The 22,071-nt window shown below is 59.2% G+C and carries 19 protein-coding genes; 10 read left to right on the top strand and 9 right to left on the bottom strand.

What is annotated here, in order from left to right:
• The first annotated feature begins 2 nt into the window (after window positions 1–2).
• A complete protein-coding gene (gene glmU, locus RS9916_RS02610) occupies window positions 3–1,343 on the top strand; it encodes a bifunctional UDP-N-acetylglucosamine diphosphorylase/glucosamine-1-phosphate N-acetyltransferase GlmU (protein ID WP_007097658.1) in 1,341 nt (446 codons plus the stop codon).
• An 86-nt stretch (window positions 1,344–1,429) separates the two neighbouring features.
• Entirely contained in the window at window positions 1,430–1,624 is a 195-nt protein-coding gene (locus RS9916_RS02605; RefSeq protein ID WP_038023127.1) for a hypothetical protein, read from the top strand.
• On the opposite strand, the gene RS9916_RS02600 is transcribed toward RS9916_RS02605, so the two are convergent.
• Window positions 1,621–2,877, bottom strand: a complete 1,257-nt coding sequence (locus tag RS9916_RS02600; protein WP_007097656.1) for a hypothetical protein — start codon at window positions 2,875–2,877, stop codon at window positions 1,621–1,623. The two genes, RS9916_RS02605 and RS9916_RS02600, sit on opposite strands and share 4 nt — an antisense overlap.
• 73 nt (window positions 2,878–2,950) lie before the next feature.
• Between RS9916_RS02600 and RS9916_RS02595 the strand changes: the two genes are divergently transcribed.
• Together RS9916_RS02595 and RS9916_RS02590 are read left to right on the top strand one after the other, a co-directional pair.
• Complete coding sequence (locus RS9916_RS02595) at window positions 2,951–4,660, top strand: alpha-amylase family glycosyl hydrolase (RefSeq protein ID WP_007097655.1); 1,710 nt, start codon at window positions 2,951–2,953, stop codon at window positions 4,658–4,660.
• Window positions 4,654–5,505, top strand: coding sequence for an HAD-IIB family hydrolase (locus tag RS9916_RS02590; RefSeq protein ID WP_007097653.1), 852 nt, complete (start codon window positions 4,654–4,656; stop codon window positions 5,503–5,505). Before RS9916_RS02595 ends, RS9916_RS02590 begins: the two co-directional genes overlap by 7 nt.
• On the opposite strand, the gene murF is transcribed toward RS9916_RS02590, so the two are convergent.
• The gene (gene murF / locus RS9916_RS02585; RefSeq protein ID WP_038024075.1) at window positions 5,441–6,862 is read right to left on the bottom strand and encodes a UDP-N-acetylmuramoyl-tripeptide--D-alanyl-D-alanine ligase; all 1,422 of its coding nucleotides are present in this window, start codon (window positions 6,860–6,862) and stop codon (window positions 5,441–5,443) included. The genes RS9916_RS02590 and murF overlap by 65 nt on opposite strands.
• Before the next feature lie 92 nt (window positions 6,863–6,954).
• On the opposite strand from murF, the gene RS9916_RS02580 reads away from it, so the two are divergent.
• On the top strand, window positions 6,955–7,218 hold the full coding sequence (locus tag RS9916_RS02580) for a hypothetical protein (protein WP_038023124.1): 264 nt from the start codon (window positions 6,955–6,957) through the stop codon (window positions 7,216–7,218).
• 3 nt (window positions 7,219–7,221) lie between these two features.
• Here the strand turns inward: RS9916_RS02580 and RS9916_RS02575 are convergent, their stop codons facing one another.
• The 5 genes from RS9916_RS02575 to menD form a co-directional block, all read right to left on the bottom strand.
• Window positions 7,222–8,070 carry a hypothetical protein gene (locus RS9916_RS02575; RefSeq protein ID WP_007097650.1) on the bottom strand — a complete coding sequence of 283 codons (849 nt, stop codon included), beginning with the start codon at window positions 8,068–8,070 and terminating at the stop codon, window positions 7,222–7,224.
• A gap of 103 nt (window positions 8,071–8,173) precedes the next feature.
• Window positions 8,174–9,694, bottom strand: a complete 1,521-nt coding sequence (glgA, locus tag RS9916_RS02570; RefSeq protein WP_007097648.1) for a glycogen synthase GlgA — start codon at window positions 9,692–9,694, stop codon at window positions 8,174–8,176.
• A 66-nt stretch (window positions 9,695–9,760) separates the two neighbouring features.
• Complete coding sequence (locus RS9916_RS02565) at window positions 9,761–10,342, bottom strand: L,D-transpeptidase (protein ID WP_369791600.1); 582 nt, start codon at window positions 10,340–10,342, stop codon at window positions 9,761–9,763.
• Window positions 10,343–10,416: 74 nt separating this feature from the next.
• On the bottom strand, window positions 10,417–11,292 hold the full coding sequence (gene menB, locus RS9916_RS02560; protein ID WP_007097646.1) for a 1,4-dihydroxy-2-naphthoyl-CoA synthase: 876 nt from the start codon (window positions 11,290–11,292) through the stop codon (window positions 10,417–10,419).
• Window positions 11,292–13,106, bottom strand: coding sequence for a 2-succinyl-5-enolpyruvyl-6-hydroxy-3-cyclohexene-1-carboxylic-acid synthase (gene menD, locus RS9916_RS02555; protein WP_369791590.1), 1,815 nt, complete (start codon window positions 13,104–13,106; stop codon window positions 11,292–11,294). The genes menB and menD overlap by 1 nt, the downstream gene beginning before the upstream one ends.
• A 42-nt stretch (window positions 13,107–13,148) precedes the next feature.
• Between menD and lepB the strand changes: the two genes are divergently transcribed.
• A complete protein-coding gene (gene lepB / locus RS9916_RS02550; RefSeq protein ID WP_369791589.1) occupies window positions 13,149–13,802 on the top strand; it encodes a signal peptidase I in 654 nt (217 codons plus the stop codon).
• Between the two features lie 15 nt (window positions 13,803–13,817).
• Window positions 13,818–14,162, top strand: a complete 345-nt coding sequence (locus RS9916_RS02545; protein WP_007097643.1) for a DUF760 domain-containing protein — start codon at window positions 13,818–13,820, stop codon at window positions 14,160–14,162.
• A gap of 4 nt (window positions 14,163–14,166) precedes the next feature.
• Here the strand turns inward: RS9916_RS02545 and RS9916_RS02540 are convergent, their stop codons facing one another.
• Window positions 14,167–15,351 (bottom strand): DUF4336 domain-containing protein, encoded by a 1,185-nt coding sequence (locus tag RS9916_RS02540; RefSeq protein ID WP_007097642.1) that lies wholly within the window; start codon window positions 15,349–15,351, stop codon window positions 14,167–14,169.
• Between the two features lie 99 nt (window positions 15,352–15,450).
• Between RS9916_RS02540 and RS9916_RS02535 the strand changes: the two genes are divergently transcribed.
• Window positions 15,451–16,563, top strand: coding sequence for a DUF1254 domain-containing protein (locus tag RS9916_RS02535; protein WP_007097641.1), 1,113 nt, complete (start codon window positions 15,451–15,453; stop codon window positions 16,561–16,563).
• 89 nt (window positions 16,564–16,652) lie between these two features.
• Window positions 16,653–17,702 (top strand): DUF1214 domain-containing protein, encoded by a 1,050-nt coding sequence (locus RS9916_RS02530; protein ID WP_232199507.1) that lies wholly within the window; start codon window positions 16,653–16,655, stop codon window positions 17,700–17,702.
• Here the strand turns inward: RS9916_RS02530 and RS9916_RS15075 are convergent.
• The gene (locus RS9916_RS15075) at window positions 17,689–17,862 is read right to left on the bottom strand and encodes a hypothetical protein (protein WP_232199506.1); all 174 of its coding nucleotides are present in this window, start codon (window positions 17,860–17,862) and stop codon (window positions 17,689–17,691) included. The genes RS9916_RS02530 and RS9916_RS15075 overlap by 14 nt on opposite strands.
• 764 nt (window positions 17,863–18,626) lie before the next feature.
• On the opposite strand from RS9916_RS15075, the gene RS9916_RS02525 reads away from it, so the two are divergent.
• On the top strand, window positions 18,627–21,668 hold the full coding sequence (locus RS9916_RS02525; protein ID WP_198003389.1) for a DUF4114 domain-containing protein: 3,042 nt from the start codon (window positions 18,627–18,629) through the stop codon (window positions 21,666–21,668).
• The last annotated feature ends 403 nt before the right edge of the window (window positions 21,669–22,071 follow it).

The raw sequence follows: 22,071 nt of genomic DNA, 5'->3' as shown, positions 1-22,071 counted from the left end.
TCATGCTCGCCGTTGCCGTCTTGGCCGCCGGAAAAGGCACCCGCATGAAGAGCGCCCTACCGAAAGTGCTGCAGCCACTGGCTGGGGCCACACTGGTGGAGCGTGTGCTCGACAGCGCACGCAATCTCAACCCCGACAGGCGGCTGCTGATCGTTGGTCATCAGGCCGAACGGGTGGAACAACAGCTCAGCAACGTGGATGGCCTGGAGTTTGTGCTCCAGCAGCCCCAGAACGGCACAGGGCATGCGGTGCAGCAACTGATGCCCGCCCTTGAGGGCTTCAGTGGGGAACTGCTGGTGCTGAATGGGGATGTGCCTCTCTTGCGGGCCGAAACCATCGATGAACTGGTGAGCACCCACCGCCGCAGTGGCGCCGATGTCACCCTGCTCACCGCGCGCCTGGACGACCCCACCGGTTACGGACGGGTGTTCGCTGATGCTTCCGGTCAGGTGAGCGGCATCATCGAGCACCGTGACTGCAGCGACGAGCAACGCAGCAACAACCTCACCAATGCCGGGATCTATTGCTTCAACTGGAGCAAGCTGGCAGCCACCCTGCCGAAGCTGAGCACCGACAACGACCAAGGGGAGCTCTATCTCACCGACACCGTGGCCATGCTGGACAAGGCCATGCATGTGGAGGTGGCCGATCCGGATGAAGTCAACGGCATTAACAACCGCAAGCAACTGGCCCAGTGCGAAGCAGTGCTGCAGGAGCGGCTTCGGGATCACTGGATGAACGAAGGCGTGACCTTTGTGGATCCCTCCAGCTGCACCCTGAGTGAGCACTGCAGCTTCGGCCGTGACGTGGTGATCGAACCGCAGACCCATCTGCGTGGCAGCTGCAGCATCGGGGATGGCTGCCGCATCGGCCCGGGCTCCATGCTCGAGAACGCAAGCCTGGGCAAGGACGTGAGCGTGCTGCTTTCCGTGGTGCGGGAAGCCCAGGTCGGTGATGGTGTGGCGATCGGCCCCTATGCCCACCTACGCCCCGGCGCCGACATCGGCAATCAATGCCGCATCGGCAACTTTGTGGAGGTGAAAAAGAGCCGTCTCGACAACGGCAGCAAGGTCAATCACCTCAGCTACATCGGTGATGCCCAGCTCGGACAGGACGTGAATGTCGGCGCGGGCACGATCACTGCCAACTACGACGGCGTCAACAAGCACCAAACTGTGATCGGAGATAGCAGCAAAACCGGCGCCAATTCCGTGTTGGTCGCTCCGGTCACCATTGGTGCCAACGTGACGATTGGTGCGGGATCCACCATCACCAAAAACGTGCCCGACAGCGCACTGGCACTGGGCCGAGCCAAACAACTGATCAAGGAAAACTGGAGCTGAATCAGTAATCCTCAGATTCTTTTCACACCGAGGCGGATGTCAATCATGTGCCTCTGTGTGAGCGTGAAAGCGTCGCCATCACAATCATGTCTGCACAGAAGCGCTATACGGTGCGCTATCGCGACGCCAACAGCATCACAAAAGAAAGTTGTTATTACGCGAACGATGCGTTCGAGGCCAGGGTGCTGGCGATGGAAATGGTGCGCTACATCCACGACCATCCCCACGCGATCGATCTGATCCGCTGCGAAAGCTATCCCTTACGCCACCGCGCCGCCTAGACCAACGAGGGACAGCCCGATCGTGCATTCGGTGCCAGGGAGATCGCCGAATCGTTGTCTCCACAGCGGTCCAATCCGGCCTGCGCCAAATCATCCTGGAGCCGTGAAGCGCAGCTGAGCAGCCGGGACCAGCTGGGAAGCTGAATCGCCAGGGGATCTTGCTGGAAGCGCTGCAACCCTGGTCGAATCAAACTCGAAAACTGCTGCACCGCCAGTTCTTCACCATGGCGGTTGTAAGGCAGATTGTTCACCGCTGAATCAAGGGCGAACTGACGAATCCGGTCTTCACCAACCCGCCGGAACAACACTTCCAACGTCGCCACCTGCTCAGCGGAGATTGTGGTGCCCTGATGCTCCATCAACCCGCGCAACACGCTGGCAAGAATCTCTGAGCACATCCGCTGCAAACCTTCCCGCGGGGACTCACCAAGGGTCTTGTGTTTGTGGTCGAACAATCCCAGGTCCACCTGAGCGATCCGACTGAGGGCGACATGACGGTGAACTTCCGAAAGGAGACCGATCTCCAGACCCCAATCGCAGGGGATGCGCAGATTCACCGCTAGGTCGCGGGTGAAAGCGAACTCGCCGGCGAGTGGGTAGCGAAAAGCCTGCAGGTAGTCCAAGAAGGGACTGTCACCCAGAAGCTGTGACAGAGCGGTGAGCAACGGGCCGACAAACAGACGGGTCCCTCGACCCTGAAGTGCATGGGTCTCGAGAGACAGGCGGCTGTAGAAGGCCTTGACATAGGCAACGCCACTGGACGGCAGCAGCAGAGGCAGCAGCATGCGCTGGGGGTAGGCCGGCGTAAAGGTGCGAATGTCGGCATCAAACAAGGCCACCACTTCTGCGTCACGGATCGCGACGCCTAGCCCTTGCCAGACGGCCCACCCCTTGCCCGGTGGCCCCATGAGATCCAGCCCCTGATCACTGAACCCACTGAGCAGCTCCTTCACGGCCGGTGCATTGGTCCACTGCACATGCACCGGGAAGGGCATATCAGCGAAAAACTGCTCCGCTTCTCGGACCTCTTCCACACTGCCGGCTGAGAGGGCAATCACCAACTGATGCAGCCCCTCAAGCTCTTGAAGAACGGAGCGGATTAACCGCAACGCCGGCCTGCGGAATTCCTCCATCAGGCAAGGAATCAAGATGGTGGTGGGCTTGTCTCGCAGTCCCTGCTGCAACTGGACTGGATCCTGAAGCGCCAGGGTGTAGTCGTGAATGGTGGTGATCAGATTCTGTTGAAAGTCCATTCCGTGATCAGTGCAACAACATTGACGAAGCCTCACCACGCACCCTGGGACCTGATCGGGAAGGGATGAATCGGTGGGGAGAGAGGGGCAGGAGCAACTTGCTGAACTGCTGAAGCGTTGGCGACCCCACGACGATCGGGAGGAGATCATTTCTGCGATGTCGCCGTTGCTTCAATTTGCGCAGACGACCACAGAGCCAACACCCGATCACCAGCGTTGGGATCAATCCACAAACGTGTTGATCACCTATGGCGACACGGTTCGAAGCCCTGATGAACCGGCCCTACTGACGCTGAGTTCATTTCTCAACCGACACCTCCATCCCCTGGCCGGGGTTGTGCACGTGCTCCCCTTTTTGCAAGCCACAAGCGATGGGGGATTTGCTGTTGCCAGTCATGAACAGCTTGAAGCGCACTTGGGCGACTGGGATGCGCTTCAAGCCCTAAGCATCGGTCGCACCCTGATGGCTGATCTGGTGCTAAACCATGTCTCAGCAGCCCATCCGTGGGTGCAGCAATTCCGGCAGGGGCAGGACCCTGGCGTGCACTGCGTTCTGGCGCCTGATCCAGACGCCGACTGGAGCCAGGTGGTGCGTCCACGCAGTTCAGCCTTGTTCACGCCGTTGCAAACCAACGACGGTCTGGTCCCGGTCTGGACCACGTTCGGCCCCGATCAGGTGGATGTGGATTGGTCGAGCGATGCGGTGCTGCTGGGCTTCACCCAACTGTTGACACGCTTGGTGCGTCATGGGGTGAGCTGGCTGCGCCTGGATGCAGTGGGCTACGTGTGGAAGGAACCTGGCAGCAGCTGCATCCATCACCCGCGCGCCCATCTGCTGGTGAAGCTGCTCCGAGCTCTGCTCGACAGCCAGCACAGCCATGGTGTCGTGGTGACCGAGACCAACGTGCCCGAGGCGGAGAACCTCTCCTACCTGATGCCCGGCGATGAAGCCCACATCGCCTACAACTTTCCGCTCCCTCCTCTGCTGTTGGAGGCGGTGCTGAGGGAGCGCCCGGATCTCCTCAACCGTTGGCTCGAGCGATGGCCGCAGTTGCCCGAGCAGACCACCTTGCTCAACTTCAGCGCCAGCCATGACGGCGTCGGGCTCCGCCCTTTGGAGGGATTGATGGAGGCCGAAAGACTGGAGCAGCTGTTGGCTCTCTGTGAGCGACGTGGAGGATTGATCAGTCATCGTCGACTCAGCAACGGCTGTGAACGCCCCTACGAAATCAACATCAGCTGGTGGGCAGCGATGGCCGCAGGAGGCCGGGATCCGCGCCTGCAACAACGCGAGCGCTTTCGCCTGAGTCAGTTGTTCGTGATGGCTCTCCCCGGGGTTCCCGCGTTCTATTTGCCAACCCTGATGGCCTCAGGCAACGATGAAGCCAGCTTCCGCAGCAGTGGTCAGCGTCGCGACTTGAACCGCGAACGGTTCAATCGCGAGGGGTTGGAACGGCGTCTCACTGATCCCCACAGCGATGCCAGGTTCGCCCTTGAGACCGTGCGTCATGCCATGGACGTGCGGGGCTCGCTCCCAGCCTTTCACCCTCAGGCCGCCTTCGCTTGCCTAAGTGGATCCATGGCTGATCGGGTGGTGATTCGTCGCGGCAGCGGCACCGACACCGTTTGGGCCGTGCACAACTTCAGCGCCAATCGCCTCAACCTCGACCTGCGCAGCCTCGTCAATCAAGGGCATTGGTGCGATTGTCTCCAGAACTCGGCCCCCGTGCCGACCCAGCTCACCCTGGATCCCTTTGCCGTGCACTGGCTTCAACCATGCTGACCAACCCAGCACATGAACCCGCCAATCTCTGGGTCGTGACTGACCTCGACGGCACCCTTCTTGATCACCACTACGACTGGAGTGCGGCGAAGACGACGTTGACCTGGTTGAAGCAGATTGGAATCTCCGTGATTCCTTGCACCAGCAAAACGGCGGAGGAAGTGCGGCGATTCCGGCGCGATGCCGAGCTCGACGGACCCTTCATCGTCGAAAACGGTGGCGCCATCTTGGGTGGCACTGACGCCCAAGCCTGGGAACAGGGCCTGGGAAGCTCCCATGCCGTCTTGCGGGATCAGTTGAGCACCCTGGCGGTGGTCACGGATACGCCTCTAACGGCGCTGGAGGATCTCACCCCTGAGCAAGTCACCGACCTGACTGGACTGCAAGGGGAGGCGATCCAGATGGCCCAACAACGCCAGTGGAGTGTGCCGTTTCTGAATCCACCCAGCGACCGACAGAGCTTGGTGCAGCAAGAAGCAACCCGCCTCAACCTGACAGTGGTGCAAGGCAATCGCATGAGCCACCTGTTGCAGGCCGGCACCAGCAAAGGGGCAGCCCTGGACGCGCTGAAACAAAAACTCCAGCAAGGGGATGTGCACGTGATCGCGCTGGGAGATTCCCCGAACGATCTGCCCTTGCTCCATGCGGGAGATCACAGTGTGGTCGTGCCTGGCCCCAAGGGCCCCCACCCCCGCCTCGCCGAATTCATTCGTGAAGGCCGCTTCGCATTAGCGCCTGCCCCCCACGCAGCTGGCTGGGCCTGCAGCGTGATTGCTTATGTCAAAGCGCGAGTGTCTCCAACGCTGGCAGCAAGCGCTCCAGCGCCACCCCTCGACTGGCCTTGAGCAACAGGCAATCACCCGCACTGAGCCAGCCCCGCAGGGGCTCGGCCGCGGCCTCCGGGGACGCCACCACCGCAAAACGCTCGAGGCTCGCACCCGCCTCTGCCATGGCGGTCGCTTCCGCACCGCTCGTCACCACCACCAGCCCGTCGAGCTTCAACGCCACGGCTCGCTCGACCACAGCACGGTGCAATGCGGCACTTTCGTCACCCAGCTCAAGCATGGTGCCCAGCACCGCAAAGCGACGACCTGGTTGTTGCGCCAGCAAATCGAGAGCAGCCAAAACCGCCTCTGGTGAGGCGTTGTAGGTCTCATCCAACACGGTGAGAGCCCCGAGCTTCAGGCGTCGGTTGCGGCCGCCGGGAACATCGACATCCAGCGCAACCAAACTGTCCGAATCGACGTTCAAGCCAGAGGCCACGGCGCGGGCCAGGAGCCAATTGCGAGCGTTATGGCGACCCGCCAGAGGCATGCGGTAATCGAATTCACCCAGGGTCAACACCCCACTCTGTTCATCCACATCAGCCAGGTCGTTCGCCGCTGGCAACTGGGAATTGGTCAGCCCAGGATCACCAACCAAGGCCACGCGATGGATCCTGCCTTGCCACACCCGAGCCAAAGCCGTTTCCAGCAGAGGATCCCCAGCGGGGATCACCACCACACCATCGAGCTTGAGGGCAGCCGTGATCTCACATTTGGCAGCAGCGATCGCTTCCCGGCTGCCCAGACGACCGATATGGGCGGTGCCGATGTTGGTGATGACAGCGATATCAGGCTGAGCACAACGGGACAAACGCTCGATTTCACCAGGGCCGCGCATCCCCATTTCCACCACGACCGCGGCATGGTGCTGGGTGGTCCCCAGCAGGGTGAGGGGCACGCCGATGTCGTTGTTGTTGTTGCTGGCACTGGCCTGGATGGGCCCTAAAGAAGCCAAGGCCGCACGAATCAGTTCCCGGGTGGTGGTCTTACCCGCTGAACCGGTCACCGCCACCACCGCTGCGTTCAGCTGCTGACGATGAAGGGACGCGAGCTGCTGATACGCCAAGGTCGTGTCAGGAACCCGCCAATGCAGCAACCCCTCGGGGAGAGAAGCGTTCGACCCGGCAGCGACCAGGGCCGCCTGGGCCCCACATCGAGCTGCATCAGCCAGAAAGGCATGGCCATCAAACTGCTCCCCAACCAAGGGCACGAACAGGGCACCGGCCTCCAGGCGACGGCTGTCGGTGCACACCGGGCCAAGCGGTTCCGACTGGCGCTGCACCCATTGATCAGCAGTGAGACCTGCGGGCTCACCCCAGAGCTGCACCAACTGGCCGAGGTTCACCACAGCAAAGCGATCCACACACCGGATGATCATGCCGTCGACTGCTGCTTGCACAGCAAAGAACCGCCACCCGCTCAAGTGGTGAAAAGCTCGGCACAATCAAAGCTGATCAATGGCATCGATCAATGACACGTCGACACGGATGGCTTTTCGCGACTGTGCTGATCGCGGTTCCAGCCCTAGCCCCTTTAGAGGCCTCGGCTCAACGGGAGATCCCCAAAGCCCCCGGCCATGACCAATGCCCACTCGGCTATGTAAACACCCTCGGCACCACCTGTGTCTCTCCGGTGTACTACGAAGTCACCCCCACCAATGGCAAAGCCTGTCTATCGGGATGGATGAACATCGGGGCTGGGTATTGCAAGAAGAAAACCCTGGGCATCTTCTAAGCATCACCGCTTGGTCAAGGTCTCCGGCTCCGGGATCACCATGCCCTGCCCGACACGGGCAGATCGCCCCCAACGTTTTCCTTGCTCCGATTGGAGCAGGAGTTCGTCGTAGCCCGCGGCCTGACTCTGCTCCAACCACTGATCGGCCAGTTCCTGACGTCGGCTCTGCTTGAGATCACACCAAGACGCTGCGAGCGTGAGCTGCACACCATTGCGCTCAGGTCGCCGAGCAATCGCCACCACCAACTTGGGGGCGTCAACACCCACACCTGTTGACTCAGCGGCTTGCTGCAACGTCACCAACAGCGGATCGGGGAGCGGATCGGGAACAGACTGCGGAGCAGCAAGCGGTTGATCAGTCGCTTGCACGTCTGCAGCTGAAGGGGTTGTCGATTGCGCAGCAGGAACTGACGGAGCAGCAAATGGCGGTGGAGCTTTTGGTCTTGCCGGTGCGGCTTCGTCGACCGGTGTCGTCTCGACCGGTGGCGTCTTGGCGATGTCAGGCGTGGGAGAGGAGCTGAGAGGAACAGGACGTTCAGGAGCGGGAGATTCCGGTAAGGACTCGAGATGGGGCTTCGACAACTGCTGCTGTGGAATGACCCGCCCGGCCAGCACAACCACCCCAGCCCCCACCAGCAGCAAGGCCAGCGACACAACAAGAGGCCAGAACAGAGGAGCTAAATCACGGGGCCAGAAGGCTGGAACGTCGAGATCACCCTCACGGTTACGGCGCCAAGTTTCCTGAGCTCGAAGACGTAGGTCGGCAACGACTGCAGCCAGATCCCGCCGCAACGCCTCCCAAGGGCTCTGATAAGGAGCGGGCAGGAACCGCTCCTCTCGCGGCTCTGGCATCACTTACTCAACGGTCAGACAACGACAGTCCCAGGCCATCCAATCACGATCCCTTCGGACCAGAGCATCATGGCCAAGGCCAGATCGCTCTGCCCAAACAAGCTCATTGGCGTTGTTTGCCCAACAGTCGGGCCAGGGGATTGCGCGTGGGTGAAGCAGGGAGCGATTGCTCTGGCGCAGCCTCACGCGAGGGATCGGCATCTTGACCACGGGAGAACTGCTCAACAGCCGCCGCATCTGGACCTGGCTCCTTGAGGCCGCAGACCTCGCGGTACATGCGGTCGTACTCCAGAGCGGAACGAGCCCAGCTGTAGTCCTGACGCATGCCGCGCCGTTGCAGTTCCCGCCAGCTCTCCTGATGGCGATAGGCCTCCCAGGCACGGACGAGCGCCGTGTAGAAGTCGACGGGATCAAAGCGATCGAAGCAGAAACCCGTGCCGCTGTTCTGGCCAGGGTCGTGGGGAGGAACGGTGTCCACCAGACCCCCCACCTTGCGCACCACGGGCACTGAGCCGTAGCGCATGGCCATCAATTGACTGATGCCGCAGGGCTCAAAGCGACTGGGCATCAGGAAGGCATCACTACCGGCATAGATCAAGCGCGAAAGCGCGTCGTCGTAGGTGAGGAACACAGCGACCCGCCCGGGATGACGGGAAGCCAGTTGCCACAAACCGGATTCCAGCCCCCGCTCGCCGGTGCCCAGCACCACGATCTGGGTGTCGGTGTAAGCCAGCAAGCGATCAGCCACCTGCAGCAGCAAATCAACGCCCTTCTGATCCACCAGGCGGCTGACCATGCCCAGCAGGAAGGTGTCGGGGTTGACGTTCAAACCCATGCGCTCCTGCAACTCGCGCTTGTTGGCTGTACGACCGGAAAGATCCTCGGCGCTGAAATTGGCAGCCAGAGCTTTGTCGGTGGCCGGATCCCAGGCCTCGAGATCAAGGCCGTTCAAGATGCCGCGCAGTTTGCCGGAGACGTAATTGAGCAGACCATCGAGCTGTTCGCCGTATTCGGCGGTGCGGATCTCCTGGGCATAGGTGGGCGATACGGCATTCACCCGATCGGCATACAGCAGCGCCGCAGCCATGGTGTGATCCCCCTGCATGTACCAGGGGCACCAGGTGATGCGATCCAGCTTCCAGCGCCAGGGGCCCTGATATTTGAGGTTGTGGATGGTGAAGACCGTGCTGATCTCAGGGTCTTGATGCATCCACACCGGGATCATGCCGGTGTGCCAGTCGTGGCAATGCAGCACCTGGGGCTTCCAGTGATTCCATGCGAACTCAGAGGTGGCGCTCGCAAAAAAGGTGAACCGCCAGTCTTCGTCTTCACCGCCGTAGATGCGCTCTGGATCAAACACCGGATGGCCCACGAGATACAGAGGCAGGCCATTGGTGGGATGCCGGGTCTCGTACACCGCGAACTCGGTGCCCATGGTCTGGGCACGCCAGATCGGTTCTGCCGGAATGTCGAGCTTGCTCCAGAGGCGGCTATAGCCGGGCATGATCAAGCGCACGTCGTGGCCCAGGGCCGCAAGGGCGGGAGGCAGCGAGCCGACCACATCGCCCATGCCACCTACCTTGACCATCGGAGCGCACTCGGCAGCAGCAAACAGCACGCGCATGGTCAGACGGAGCTTTGAAAGGCGCCGCGACTTTAAGTTGAATTCAGAGGAAAAACTGAAACCAACTCAGGGAAGAACGGTGACCGGGGTGCCGACTCGAACCAAATCGAACACCTCCTGGACGTTTTCCTCATAGAGACGCACGCAGCCATGGGACACGGCCCGGCCCACCGTCCAGCGGTGCGGGGTGCCGTGGAAGCCCGCCACGGTGCAGCCTGCGATATCGAGATATTGCTCTCCATCCCAGCCGTTGCGTCCCTTGCAATCGCGGTAGAAGCCGATCCAGCGGGTGCCCAACGGATTCTTCTCACCACTGATGTGGCGCCCATCCACCGGATGGGTCCAAACCGGTTCACGCACTTTCTGGAGCACGCGATGACGGCCCGCCGGTGTTTCCCAGCCTTCGGTGCCCACCGCTGCGGGATAACGACGACGGATCACGCCATCGCGCAACACGAGCAACTGACGGTGGGTGCGATCCAACACCAGCTGCACCCCAAGCCGTTGGCGTAGATCCATAGGCACACGGGCCAAGGACGCCTCCAGGGAAATGGGCTCCGCCACTGGAGGGATCGGATCCGGGGGACGCTTGGTCTGCGCCGCGCTGGAGGCAGTGGTGGTGGCTGAAGCTGGAGCGGCCAGCAACAAAGCAGCCGCTGCAGCCACGGTGAAGCGGGAGAGCGTCACGACGATCCGACGGGTGAGTCCGGCCCCAGTGCTAGCTACGGAAGCCAGGGCGAACCGGAAAAGTCGGGATTGCGTTTCTCGAGGAAGGCATTACGCCCCTCCTGACCCTCCTCGGTTCGGTAGAAGAGGTGGGTGGCCTGACCAGCAAGCTCCTGCAGACCCGCCATGCCGTCGGTTTCGGCATTGAAGGCTGCTTTCAGGCAACGAATCGCCGTGGGGCTGTGCTGCAACACCTCCCGTGCCCAACGCACGCCCTCCGCTTCAAGCTGCTCGAGGGGCACCACCGCATTCACGAGCCCCATGCGCAGCGCTTCATCGGCGCCGTACTGACGGCAGAGAAACCAGATTTCCCGGGCTTTGCGCTGGCCCACCAGGCGAGCGAGGTAACCGGCACCAAACCCGCCATCGAAGCTGCCCACCCGCGGACCGGTCTGCCCGAAGCGAGCATTCTCGGCCGCCAGGCTGAGGTCGCAGAGCAGGTGCAACACCTGCCCGCCACCAATGGCATACCCAGCCACCAAGGCGATCACCACCTTGGGCAAACTGCGGATCAGGCGCTGGAGATCAAGCACGTTGAGGCGGGGCATCCCCTCCTCATCCACATAGCCCCCATCGCCGCGCACGCTCTGATCACCACCGGCACAGAAGGCATAGCCGCCGTCTGCGGCGGGGCCAACACCGGTGAACAGCACCACGCCAATGCTGCTGTCATCGCGGATGCGCGTGAAGGCATCGCAAAGCTCCACCACCGTGCGGGGACGGAAGGCATTGCGCCGAAACGGTCGGTTGATCGCCACCCGGGCCATCCCGTCCCCGGAACGGTCCACCAGGATGTCTTGATACTCACCCCAGGGTTGCCAGGCCGTGCCTGAATCACCGGGAAGAACCTGGCGGGGCTGAGGAGCGCTCATCAAGGCTGAACCGACGATGGAGCCATTGTGAGCTGCTGCACCTCCCGGCGAAGAGCCAGCCGCAACGCCGCATCCTCTGTGCGATCGGTGCACACCCGCAGCAACACAGGTCCTGGCTGCGCGAGCGCCCACTCCAAGGCCAGAGGCAAGTCGTCCAGACAAGCGATCTGCCGGCCCGGGACTCCATGGGCGGCAGCCAGCGTCAGGGGATCCACCTGCTGGGGCATGGCAAACAGCTGGTCAAACGCTTCGGCAGGGGCCGCAGGCACCGGCAGCTGCTGAAAGATGCCGCCACCTCCGTTGTCGATCAGCACCACCACCAAAGGGAGCGGCGCTCCATTCACTCCGCGATGCAACCAGCCGTTGCTGTCGTGCAGCAGAGCCAAATCACCGGTGATCAACAACGTGCGGCCCTGGGCCGCTGCCAGGCCAAAGCCGAGCGAAAGGGTGCCATCAATCCCGGATGCGCCACGAAAACTGATGCAGCGGCGCCGGCCTGGATCTGCCAGAGCGAAGGCCTGCCAGTCACGCACCGGGCTGCTGGCGGCCAGCATCACGGGCAACTCAGGAGGCAGGTTGCGGGCGAGCGCTTGCATCAACGCCGGCTCGGTGACCGCTCCGGAGGCAGGCAGCCGTTGCCCCAGCCAAGCCGATACCTCCTGATCGCGCTGCTGCCAGCTGGCACACAACCGCCTGTTGCCAGGAGACAGAGGTTGATCCCGATCGCCCCAGTCCTGGAGCTGGGCCCAAGCGGCCAAGCCACCAGACCATTGCTGGGCCTGCCGCAGGGGATCAAGGTTTCGCGGTTCCCCCTCACTGATCAGTAGCTGGGGGCCAGTGCAAACCTTCAACCAGGCTTCCAATCGCCGACTGGCCGGCAATGGTCCGAGCCGCAACACCTGCAGTTGGTCGAGGGTCAAGCCATCTGGCAATGGCAGCTGGTGGGGCAGCAACAGATCCCAGCCCCGCACTTGGCCGGGCAAATCGGCAGGCACCGCAGCGAGGGGATCCACCAACACCGGCCATCCCGAGCGTTGTTGCCAACACCGCAGGGCATCACCAAAGGCCAAACGGTCATCAGCCAGGCCGCGCCATGGACCCACCACCACCACACCAGGCCGATCAGGATCAAGAGGTAGGGGAGGAGCAGGTTCTGCTGATGCGGCTGACTGCGATGAAGACTGCGCAACAGGCGACTGCTGCAGCTCGAATCCCTCGAGGGCGCCCGACATGAATGAGGCCCACACCGCCTCCTGCTCAGACGCGGAAGCGTGCAAAGGCTCTTCAAACGCGAGGTTGAGATGCACCGGGCCGGGCCAGGCATGGGCCCGATGCCAGGCCTGATCCGCAAGCTGTTGAAGCTCGGCTTCAGAGGCAGCATCCAAACCGCAATCAGGCCCGGAGCCCAACCAGCGACACACCGGCTCCAGGAAGGCCTCTTGATTCACCGTTTGATTGGCACCGCACTCCTTCAACCGGCGGGGGCGATCGGCCGTGATCAGCAGCAGCGGCTGACAGGAACGATCCGCCTCCACAGCAGCCGGCAACAAATTGGCCACTGCAGTGCCAGATGTGGTGATCACTGCGGTGGCGTGACCCGTCGCCGTGGCACTGCCCAGAGCAAGAAACGCTGCTGAGCGCTCATCCATAGCCGTGGTCAGGTTGAGCAGACCCGCGCGCGCCAAACCTCCCGCCGCTAGTGCTAGGGGGCCGGATCGACTCCCCGGACAAAGCACCACTTGCGCAAGGCCATGCCGACGCAGAGCATCCAGCAAGCCAACGGCCGCCTGCAGGTTGGCAATCGCTCGGGTCACAGCTGGATCAGAAACGGTTGGGCCAGACAACGCCAAGGCCTGATGCGATTCTCGTGGAACGGCAAGGCAGCAATGGCGAACGACGGCACCCAAGACAAGCCACAGGGGCAGTGGAAGGGTTGGCGCGATGTGCTGGTGTGGGTGCTCCTGGCACTGATGCTGCGCTGGTTGGTGCTGGAGCCGCGCTGGATTCCCTCAGGTTCGATGCTGCCCACCCTGGAACTGCAGGACCGGATTCTGGTGGAAAAGATCCGCCCCAAGCTGGCGCAGCAACGGCATCAACCCGTGGCGCTTGGCCGGGTGGTGGTCTTTTCCGTGCCCCAGCCCCTGATCGACGCTGGCTATGACCCCAACACCGCGCTGATCAAGCGTGTGGTGGGGGGGCCTGGAGATGTGGTGGAAGTCAAGGACGGTTCCCTCTGGCGTAATGGCAAGCGGGTGGAGGAGACCTGGCGCAACGAGCCCATCGACTACACGATGCCCCCCATCGAAGTGCCTAGCGAAACGTTGTGGGTTTTAGGCGATAACCGCAATGCCAGCCTGGATTCCCACCTGTGGGGGCCGCTGGATCAAGAGCGCGTGATCGGCACGGCCGTGTGGCGCTACTGGCCCCTCAACCGGTTCGGTCCGATACGGTTCCCCCTCCAAGTGGCTGCAGAGCCAGATCAGGCAGCTGCGTTAGGGTCGGGTTCTTGACGGAGAGCGGGCGGGATGTTTAACCCGGAGTTCCTGACAACTGATAGCCAGGACGGCCAGCCGGTGAATGGGCTGATTCAGTACCTCCAAGACCAGTCTCCCGAAGTGATGCAGCGCGTGGCCAAATCGGCCAGCAACGACATCCAAGACATCATTCGCCACAACGTGCAGGGCCTGCTCGGCATGCTTCCTGGCGAGCACTTCGAAGTCAAAGTCACCGCCAACCGCGACAACCTGGCCAACCTGCTGGCCTCAGCAATGATGACGGGCTACTTCCTGCGCCAGATGGAACAGCGCAAGGAATTGGAAGAGACCCTGTTTGCCGACGATGAAATGTCGGTGACACCCGACGAACTCTGAACGTTCAGGGCGTTTCTGGCACAACGCCAAGATCTAGCAAACGCTGATCAATGCTGCCGAGAAATTCCCAGTTGCCTGTGCTGGGGGCCCAATCGCGGTTGAGCAGAGACGCTTTGAGTGCACGTGCCATCTCTGATGTGAACGGCACTGGGGCTGAGTAATGCGCAGGCACGAGCCAGCGCAATTCGGTGTGCTCCGCCACACGATCCAACCAAGCCAGCAGCGCACCTTTGGCTCGCGGCAGCACAAGGCGCTCAAGCACAGGAGCCACCTGCAGTCGGGGGGTGTCATCACCCATCAGGGCTTCGGCGGCGGATTGCCATCCCGGCTTCCACGCAAAGGGATAGATCCCGAAGTGGGTGCGCAGTGAACGCAAGCCTGGTTTGAATGCCTGGCGAATCACATCAGCGATGCCCGGCACCTCCAGTGGTTCGGGTCGTAGATAGGACGCAAACAGCACAAGGCGCGCCCAACCGCGGCGACGATTCGCCGGCGTGTCGTTAAACGGCTGATCACCCCGTTCACGGGAGTGGAACAGAAGCGGTGCGGGATCGTGATCAAACACCGCGGGTGGTGTTGACGAAATTCCCACCAGAGCATCGGTCACCAATAAGGAACCGGAAGGACGGTGCACACAACTGATCTCCTGAAAGCACCCCACACCCAGATCCAAGGGCCCAAGCGAGATCCAATCGCACACATCGGGATGGGGAACGCCATCGTCGAGCAGCACCTTGGTGCGCGCCGCTGGGACTCCAAGCCATGCAAGCGGCAACTGCACGGGGAAACTCCATTGACCCGGGCACACCCAAACCTCCGCCTGGGGATAGGCACGGGCGAGGGGACCAAGCGGCAGCTTGTGCTCCAGCCCTGAAGCGGTGGGCAAGACAATCGTGCGTACCGGGCCATGGGCGGCCTCCAGCACTTTTAGTTGCGCCTTGAGTTCAGCGGTGGGCGGCAGCGGGTTCACCAGCATCAAGCCGCCCGGCACCTTCACCACCGTGAGCCGAATCGGCACCGCCACGTAATAGACGCCCTGGAGCTGCTCAAAGCTCCACACCTGCCCAGGGATCAGCTCTTCAACATGGGTGGCACGACGGCCATAGGGATACAAAGGCAGCAGCGGCCACCAGGGCCAGCGCTGGCCTTCTGCCGAGACGCCCTCAGTTGCACTCAGATCGCCCTTCATGACTGCTCTAGCTGGTGTTGGGAGCGCTCTGATTTCCCTAAGATTAATGCTAAGCCCGAAATCTTGACTAAAGTTACAACAGCCTTTGAAGCTTAAATAGTGAATCGGATCAAGCCTGCTTTTTGTCTTGCGGCTGTCATCGCAGCAACCTTGGCGATGAGTGCCAATACTTCTGGTTTTGCCAGCAGCAAGCCATCAGAGTGCGACGACATCAAGCCTGCTCTCAAAAAAGAAAGTTCAACGACGAAAGCCATCGTCAATGCAGACAACTACGCGTTTGCTGAAACTGAAATAATTCTCGGTGATTATGTTCAAAAAATTGCCAAGGCAACCTGTTCAGACGGGATGGGTGTGTTCATGCATTTTCGAAAGGCAATGGATCCAAAAGATAGAACTATATTGAGGCCAAACTTCGATACACTGTACTCAGCAGCTGTTGTCGACTTGAAAAGTCCAGCAACAATTACCCTGCCAGCCTCCGATCGGCTGCAAATCCTGGAAGTCGTTAGCGCTTATCACTGGATTCCATTGGTAACGAGCAAGCCCGGCGCCTACGAGATAACGGAAGAAATGGTAGGCAGTCGCTTCGCATTTGTCATTATTCGCACCCAAGTAAACATGCAGGATCCCGCTGACATTGAGCGGGTTAGCGAGATTCAAGATGAAATAACAATTCGCCAAAAGAATCGCGGCAAATTCGTGCAAACCAAAGATTGGGATAGAAGTCAAATGCTTTCAATGCGATCTGAGTATCAAAAAGAAAAAGAGGCAAAGGGCATTAGTAGCGAAGAAATCTTTGGCGATAAGGGAGAAATCAGTTCGGAGATGAGAAATATTGGGGTCGCCTTCGGATGGGGTGCTCTGACGAAGGAAGGAGCTGTCTATCCTTCCATTAGTATTCCTGCTTCTGACGAAGAATTTATACTCGTACTGAAGGATGTCCCTATGGCAAGCAATGCTTTTTGGTCGGTAACTGTCTACGACAAAGATGGATTCGCCCAAGGAGAGAATTACAATGTTAATAGCTCCTTTGCGAAGCAGGATAAAGATGGCAACTATGTGCTTAATTTTGGAAAGGATTCAGCCAAAGAAAATTTCTTAGAAATTTACCCAGGCTCCAACGCAACGCTACGCATCTACTCTCCGCAAAAGCCTTATTTTGATGGAAGTTGGAAAGTTCCCGAAATGCAATCTGCTGCGAGTCATCGGTAAATGGGTTGAGCAAGTCTGCATTAGTCGGATTGCCGCAAAAACCTCCCTTGCAGGGATCAAGACCACGTACTCCCTTCAGAATTTCTGAGATGTCTCACCGCCTTCGTCGTTTCCTCTGTCTCCTGCCTCTGCTGGCTCTGAGTCCAATGGCAGCAGCTCAGGAAACTGTCGAGTCCTACTTGAGGGAATTTCCGAATCAGGAACAGGTCAAGATGATGAACACTTGGCTGGAGAAGAACGAAAAGGGGAGCTTCCAGTTCACCGGTTTGGTGGATCCCAGCGACACCACAGTGGTCACGCCACAAGCCACTGTCGACTACGGCTACAACTGGTTCTCGATCTCAGACGGCCCCGCGATCCTGACCACGCCGACTTACGACAAATTCCTGTCGGTGTCGGTCTTCGATATGAAGCACAATGTGCCGGCTGTGATCACCAACCCAACAAAGCCGATCCTGCTCAAACGACCTAGCCAAGCAATGCCCGAGGGCGACTTTGAGGTGGTTGAGCTTGAAACAGATCAAGGTCTGGTGCTGACCAGGATGGTCGTTGTCGAAAACCTGGACGCAGTCGTCGCCTCCCGTAGCCAATTCCAGATGCAGGGCGGGAAGGGAGATATGCAGCGTGAGGTCAAGCAATTCAGCCCAGAGACGGAAAAGAACGCCCAGGCCGTGATCGACACTGTGATCACCTATGTCAACCCCGATGACGCCTTCGGTCGAGTCAGCGGTGACGTCAGCTTCCTCGACCTCGCAGCCGGGGTGAAGTTGGGCCAGCTAGGAACGCCTTCAGACACAGTCCGTTACGCCACCATCATGGTCGACGACACCGGTGCACCCTTGCGCGGTGATGCGACGTATGTCGTGACTGTGCCTGCAGGGCTCTACAAACCGGGCGGCTACTTCTCGGTGACCCTCTACGGAACCGATAACAAACTGCTGATCCCAAACGATCTGAAGATCTACGACCGAACCACGTTCTCTTCAGAGCCGAACCAAGACGGAACAACAACCATCACACTCAGTCCGAATGGGAGTGGAAAAAACGGAATTCCCACTGGCAAAGACTTCTATGGAATCCTTCGTGCGTATGTGCCAGCACCCGGCGCAATCATGAAAGTGAAGGTCAAGCGGCAATAGCGAAAAGCGATGTTGGGATACCAGCTTCTTCAATAACGACTGATCGAGCAGCACCATCACGCCATTCGAAAACTGGATTCAGTTGCTGAATCCAGCGGTTGCACACAATCACGACCAGTTGCACACAATCAATCCCATTTGCACAAAATTCCAGGGACAACTCAGGGACAAGCCCCTCAGAACTCTTCCTGCAACTGATAGCCAAGTGGCAGCAGCAGCCACCAAGGCCAGCGCTGATCCTCAGGATTCACACCAGCTCCAGCCACCACGCTCCCCATCAATGCAGTGATTCTGTAGCGGAATGGTTCACGCCAGGGTCGATCCAGGCACCGCGGGCAAAAAAAGCATCACACGCCACCACAGCCAGGCTGCACTCAGCGACAACCTGACCACCCGCTTGCCAGAAGGGATAACAACAACGCAGCAAACGGCATCCCTACATCAGAGACACCAATACCCAGCCCGGCACATCTCTGCATGTGTAACCGGCCAAGACCTTTCAAGGAAAGCCATGAGGCCTTCAGTTAATTAACAATGAAATAGGCGAAGGACAGAACAGAAACATTGATCAGCCAACGCAAAACCCTCAAACAAGAAAGTGCCCTCAATGTGTTATCCAGAAAATCACTTAAAGCCAACTGAAATGATGGAAAAACTATCAACAAGCAAAGCACCCCAACGCTATACAATTACCAATCCATCCAAACAACACATTAATACCAAAACGTATCAATCGCTACGCATCGAGTGCGTGACTGCATACAAAATATCAAGCCATGCTGACTTAAGCCGACGCCTTCTGTTGTTGAGTCGATCCAACTTTCATCCACGATGGCACTGTTCTGCCTTGATGAGACCACTTCTTTTGCTGCGGCATTATCAGAAGAGTTCATAGCTGCACGACACGCCACCGACAAGCTGCTGTTGAGATGGCAGAACAATCCGGCCGAATGGAACCAACTGCTGCAGAAAGTCTTTGGCCGCTCAGCACCACTTGATCTCAGCGGCATCACGATTGAGATCCTCAACGGGCAGGCCATGGCTGGCCTATCTGGCGCCTATGCCCCGGTTGCACCAGATGGCAATGAGCGCATCTATATCAATCAAGACTGGTTAGCAACGGCAAACGCCGATGCAATCCAAGCCGTTCTGCTCGAGGAATTAGGCCATGCCATTGATCACAGACTGAATCAGGACAATGACACAACCGGTGACGAAGGCGCCATCTTCTCGGCATTGGTTCAAAACCGAGCAGTCGACCTACAAGAACTCAACCAAAATGATCATTCAGAACTTTATATTTCAGGGCAGAGAATAAAAATAGAAGCCTCATCAATCACAAGCTCCGTTAGTTACATCGCCAGCGACGGCGTTGTCAAAATCACCCTGACGGGTTCTGACCACATCGATGCCACTGGCAATGCCCTCGATAACACGCTCATCGGCAACAGCGGTAGCAACCTCCTGATCGGCGGCGATGGAAACGACACCCTCACCGGTGGTACCGGCGCCGATCAATTTCAGCTCGGTGGCGGCGATGACCAGGTCACCGACTTCTCCATACCATCAGGCGATACCGTCGGCATCGAAGTTTGGCAGAACTACGTGATCTCCCAGGTCGGGGATGATGCGCTGATCACAGTCGCGTCAGTGGGATCAATCCGGCTGAAAAATTTCAACTCTGGAGACTGGGATGAGGATCAATACATATCGCGGACCGATGCTTCGGGCAACCCTTTCAACTTCGGGGGGGCAGGGGCAACAACGATACTGACATCGGCCACCTACAACGCCTCCTCCGGAACCCTCGCAGTCACCGGCGCCGATCTCATCGCCAATTCAGGCACTGACAACGATATCGACGTTTCAAAACTCACCATCACCGGAGAAGGCAGCAACACCTACACCCTCACCAGCGGTGACGTTGAACTCACCTCAGCCAGCACCTTCTCCATCACCCTTAACGCCTCCGATGAACTACAACTTGCCAGCCTACTGAATAACAATGGCACCTCCTCCAGCGATGGCACTACTTACAACATCGCTGCTGCTCTGAACTGGAATCGAGCCATCCATTTCCTTTCTCCAGCCGACCTCACCGGCAATGCGATCACCGTCTCCAATGTCGCCACTCCAACCCTCAGCTCCGCCACGTACAACAACTCAACAGGGGTTCTCGCTCTCACCGGCAGCAACCTGCCCGCCTATCCCGGCTCCAGCAACGACATCGACGTCTCCAAGCTCACCATCACCGGTGGCTCCGGCAGCACCTACACCCTCACCACTGGTGACGTTGAACTGACATCGGCGACGGCTGCGAGCATCACCCTCAACAGCACCGACCAGAGCAATCTCGACTCCCTGCTCAATAAAAACGGCACTGCCTCCAGCCAAGGCACCACATACAACATCGCCGCTGCAGATGACTGGGCACCCGGTGCAGACAGCAGCACCGACATTGCCGATCTCACCGGTAACGCCATCACCGTCTCCAACGTAGTGGCCACAGAAGACCTCCTTCTCTACATCCAATCCAAGCTCAAAAAAACGCAGGTGACGGCCTCTCTCACCCTCGCTGCTGACACCCTCTCCCAATCCATACGCTCAAACCTCAACAGCAAAGGCATCAGTCCTGCCAGCAAAGTTCTTGAACTAACCCACAGCCTTCCCGAGAAACAAACAGAAACCAACCTCAACCTCAACCTCGCCACCGTCGCGCCCAACCTCAACCTTGCCGGCAGCAATGGCAAACGCAGCGCAGCCAAGAAATTCCTCTACTACAACATCGACGATCAAGGCGCTCTTTCCTACTTTCTCTACAACCCCATCACCAGAACTGGGGCTCGCCTTTTCGACACCGATGGTGATGGCCTCGGTGATCTCATCTCGATCGCCTACCGCGATGGCAACACTGGTGATAACGACGCTCAGACCAATGGTTCCCTCAGCCTGAAAACCACCGCTGCAACCATTGACCTCAATCCTGTCTTCTCAGGCCAAGACAACGGTTTACTCACTCTCGCTGATCCAACGGACAGCACCACTGCAGCGGCAGTGAATTTCAAGGCCACACTCACATCCAACGGCAAAAACTCTCACTCCATCGGCTACATCATCCTCTCCGCCGAGGAAGCCGCTGAGGCAGACACCATCCTCAAGGACCTTGATCAGCTCAAGCAACGTGCCGTCACTCTCTTCTCCAGCCTCGAGGCCTCCGATGTCACCCTCCACGATGCCTTTCGCTTTAGCCGTTTACTCCAACTGCTCAACGGCCAATCCATTCGCTTCTTCTCAACAGCAGATTCACGCCTCAGCGATCTAACCAGCCTCAGTGATCAACGCTTCTCCTGGCTCGATCACACCATCAACACCGATGGCAGCCTCGCCATCTCAGGCAACAACAACATCGCCTTCTCCCTCTCCCAGCAAGTCACCGATCCAGGGTTAGCTGCTCTCATCGCTCAGCATCAGCACATCGCTGCCAGCCTCGATTTCACCGCCTTCACAGAAGGGCAAACCGTCTCAGGCACCCTCTACACCGCCAGAGAAGCAAGCTTTGATTCAGTTACCGGCTTCTACCGCGCTGTCGACAGTCAAGGCAACGTGGTCGCTGCTGATGGCTCCCTCATCGCTCCTGGGGAAGACGGCTACACCAAAGCTGCCTTACTCGACTCCAATCGCGTCACAGCACTCGACAATCTCTCCCTTCCCGACAACCAAACCAAAGAGACCTCCTTCTCACTCACCGAATTCTGTTTTCTCGCTCCCTACGCGAAAGTCACAAACACAGAAACCAATCAGACCAATACCTTCTTTGCCTATGCCGCAGCCAATCCCGATCAACTCCCCCACTTCCAAGCCTTAGGCGACAACCTCTTTGGACTGGAAGACACACTCTTGGGTGGTGACCTCGATTACGACGATCTCATCATCGGTTTCAGTTTCAATCCACTCACAGAGGCCTGAACCCAGATTTCCGATCACTCGTCGTTGAAACCAAGCAAGGCGAACGGCTTAGCAGGGATGCTCACGAGCTCTTCCATCAGCGCCCATCTGTTCCATCCCAGTTGCACACCAACAAACTCAGTTGCACAAATTTCCGGGGACAACTCAGGGACAAGCCCCTCAGACCCGTTCCCGCAACTGAAACCCGAGTGGCAGCAGCGGCCACCAGGGCCAGCTCTGATCCTCAGGTTGGATGCTGTTTAACGCCACTCAGCTGAGGTTCCCTGCCCACGATTCTGCCTAGAGGCGGTCTGTGCAGGGGTCGAGTTGAAACCGCCCAGCAGCCAGTGGCATCGACCAGACCTCTAAGGCCAAAACAAGCCGCAAACGCAATTGAACGCTTCTCAGCCCAAGCGAGCGGTGG

The sequence above is a fragment of the Synechococcus sp. RS9916 genome (assembly GCF_000153825.1).
GTDB lineage: Bacteria > Cyanobacteriota > Cyanobacteriia > PCC-6307 > Cyanobiaceae > Synechococcus_C.
The sequence above is the reverse complement of the archived record's forward strand: the minus strand, read 5'-3'. Positions and strand labels throughout refer to the sequence as shown.

What these genes read in the sequence shown, in the direction of transcription:
- glmU (WP_007097658.1), top strand. Translation starts at nt 3, where the DNA reads ATGCTCGCCGTTGCCGTCTTGGCCGCCGGAAAAGGCACCCGCATGAAG.
- RS9916_RS02605 (WP_038023127.1), top strand. Translation starts at nt 1,430, where the DNA reads ATGTCTGCACAGAAGCGCTATACGGTGCGCTATCGCGACGCCAACAGC.
- RS9916_RS02600 (WP_007097656.1), bottom strand. Translation starts at nt 2,877, where the DNA reads ATGGACTTTCAACAGAATCTGATCACCACCATTCACGACTACACCCTG.
- RS9916_RS02590 (WP_007097653.1), top strand. Translation starts at nt 4,654, where the DNA reads ATGCTGACCAACCCAGCACATGAACCCGCCAATCTCTGGGTCGTGACT.
- murF (WP_038024075.1), bottom strand. Translation starts at nt 6,862, where the DNA reads ATGATCATCCGGTGTGTGGATCGCTTTGCTGTGGTGAACCTCGGCCAG.
- RS9916_RS02580 (WP_038023124.1), top strand. Translation starts at nt 6,955, where the DNA reads ATGACACGTCGACACGGATGGCTTTTCGCGACTGTGCTGATCGCGGTT.
- RS9916_RS02575 (WP_007097650.1), bottom strand. Translation starts at nt 8,070, where the DNA reads ATGCCAGAGCCGCGAGAGGAGCGGTTCCTGCCCGCTCCTTATCAGAGC.
- glgA (WP_007097648.1), bottom strand. Translation starts at nt 9,694, where the DNA reads ATGCGCGTGCTGTTTGCTGCTGCCGAGTGCGCTCCGATGGTCAAGGTA.
- menB (WP_007097646.1), bottom strand. Translation starts at nt 11,292, where the DNA reads ATGAGCGCTCCTCAGCCCCGCCAGGTTCTTCCCGGTGATTCAGGCACG.
- lepB (WP_369791589.1), top strand. Translation starts at nt 13,149, where the DNA reads ATGCGATTCTCGTGGAACGGCAAGGCAGCAATGGCGAACGACGGCACC.
- RS9916_RS02545 (WP_007097643.1), top strand. Translation starts at nt 13,818, where the DNA reads ATGTTTAACCCGGAGTTCCTGACAACTGATAGCCAGGACGGCCAGCCG.
- RS9916_RS02540 (WP_007097642.1), bottom strand. Translation starts at nt 15,351, where the DNA reads ATGAAGGGCGATCTGAGTGCAACTGAGGGCGTCTCGGCAGAAGGCCAG.
- RS9916_RS02530 (WP_232199507.1), top strand. Translation starts at nt 16,653, where the DNA reads ATGTCTCACCGCCTTCGTCGTTTCCTCTGTCTCCTGCCTCTGCTGGCT.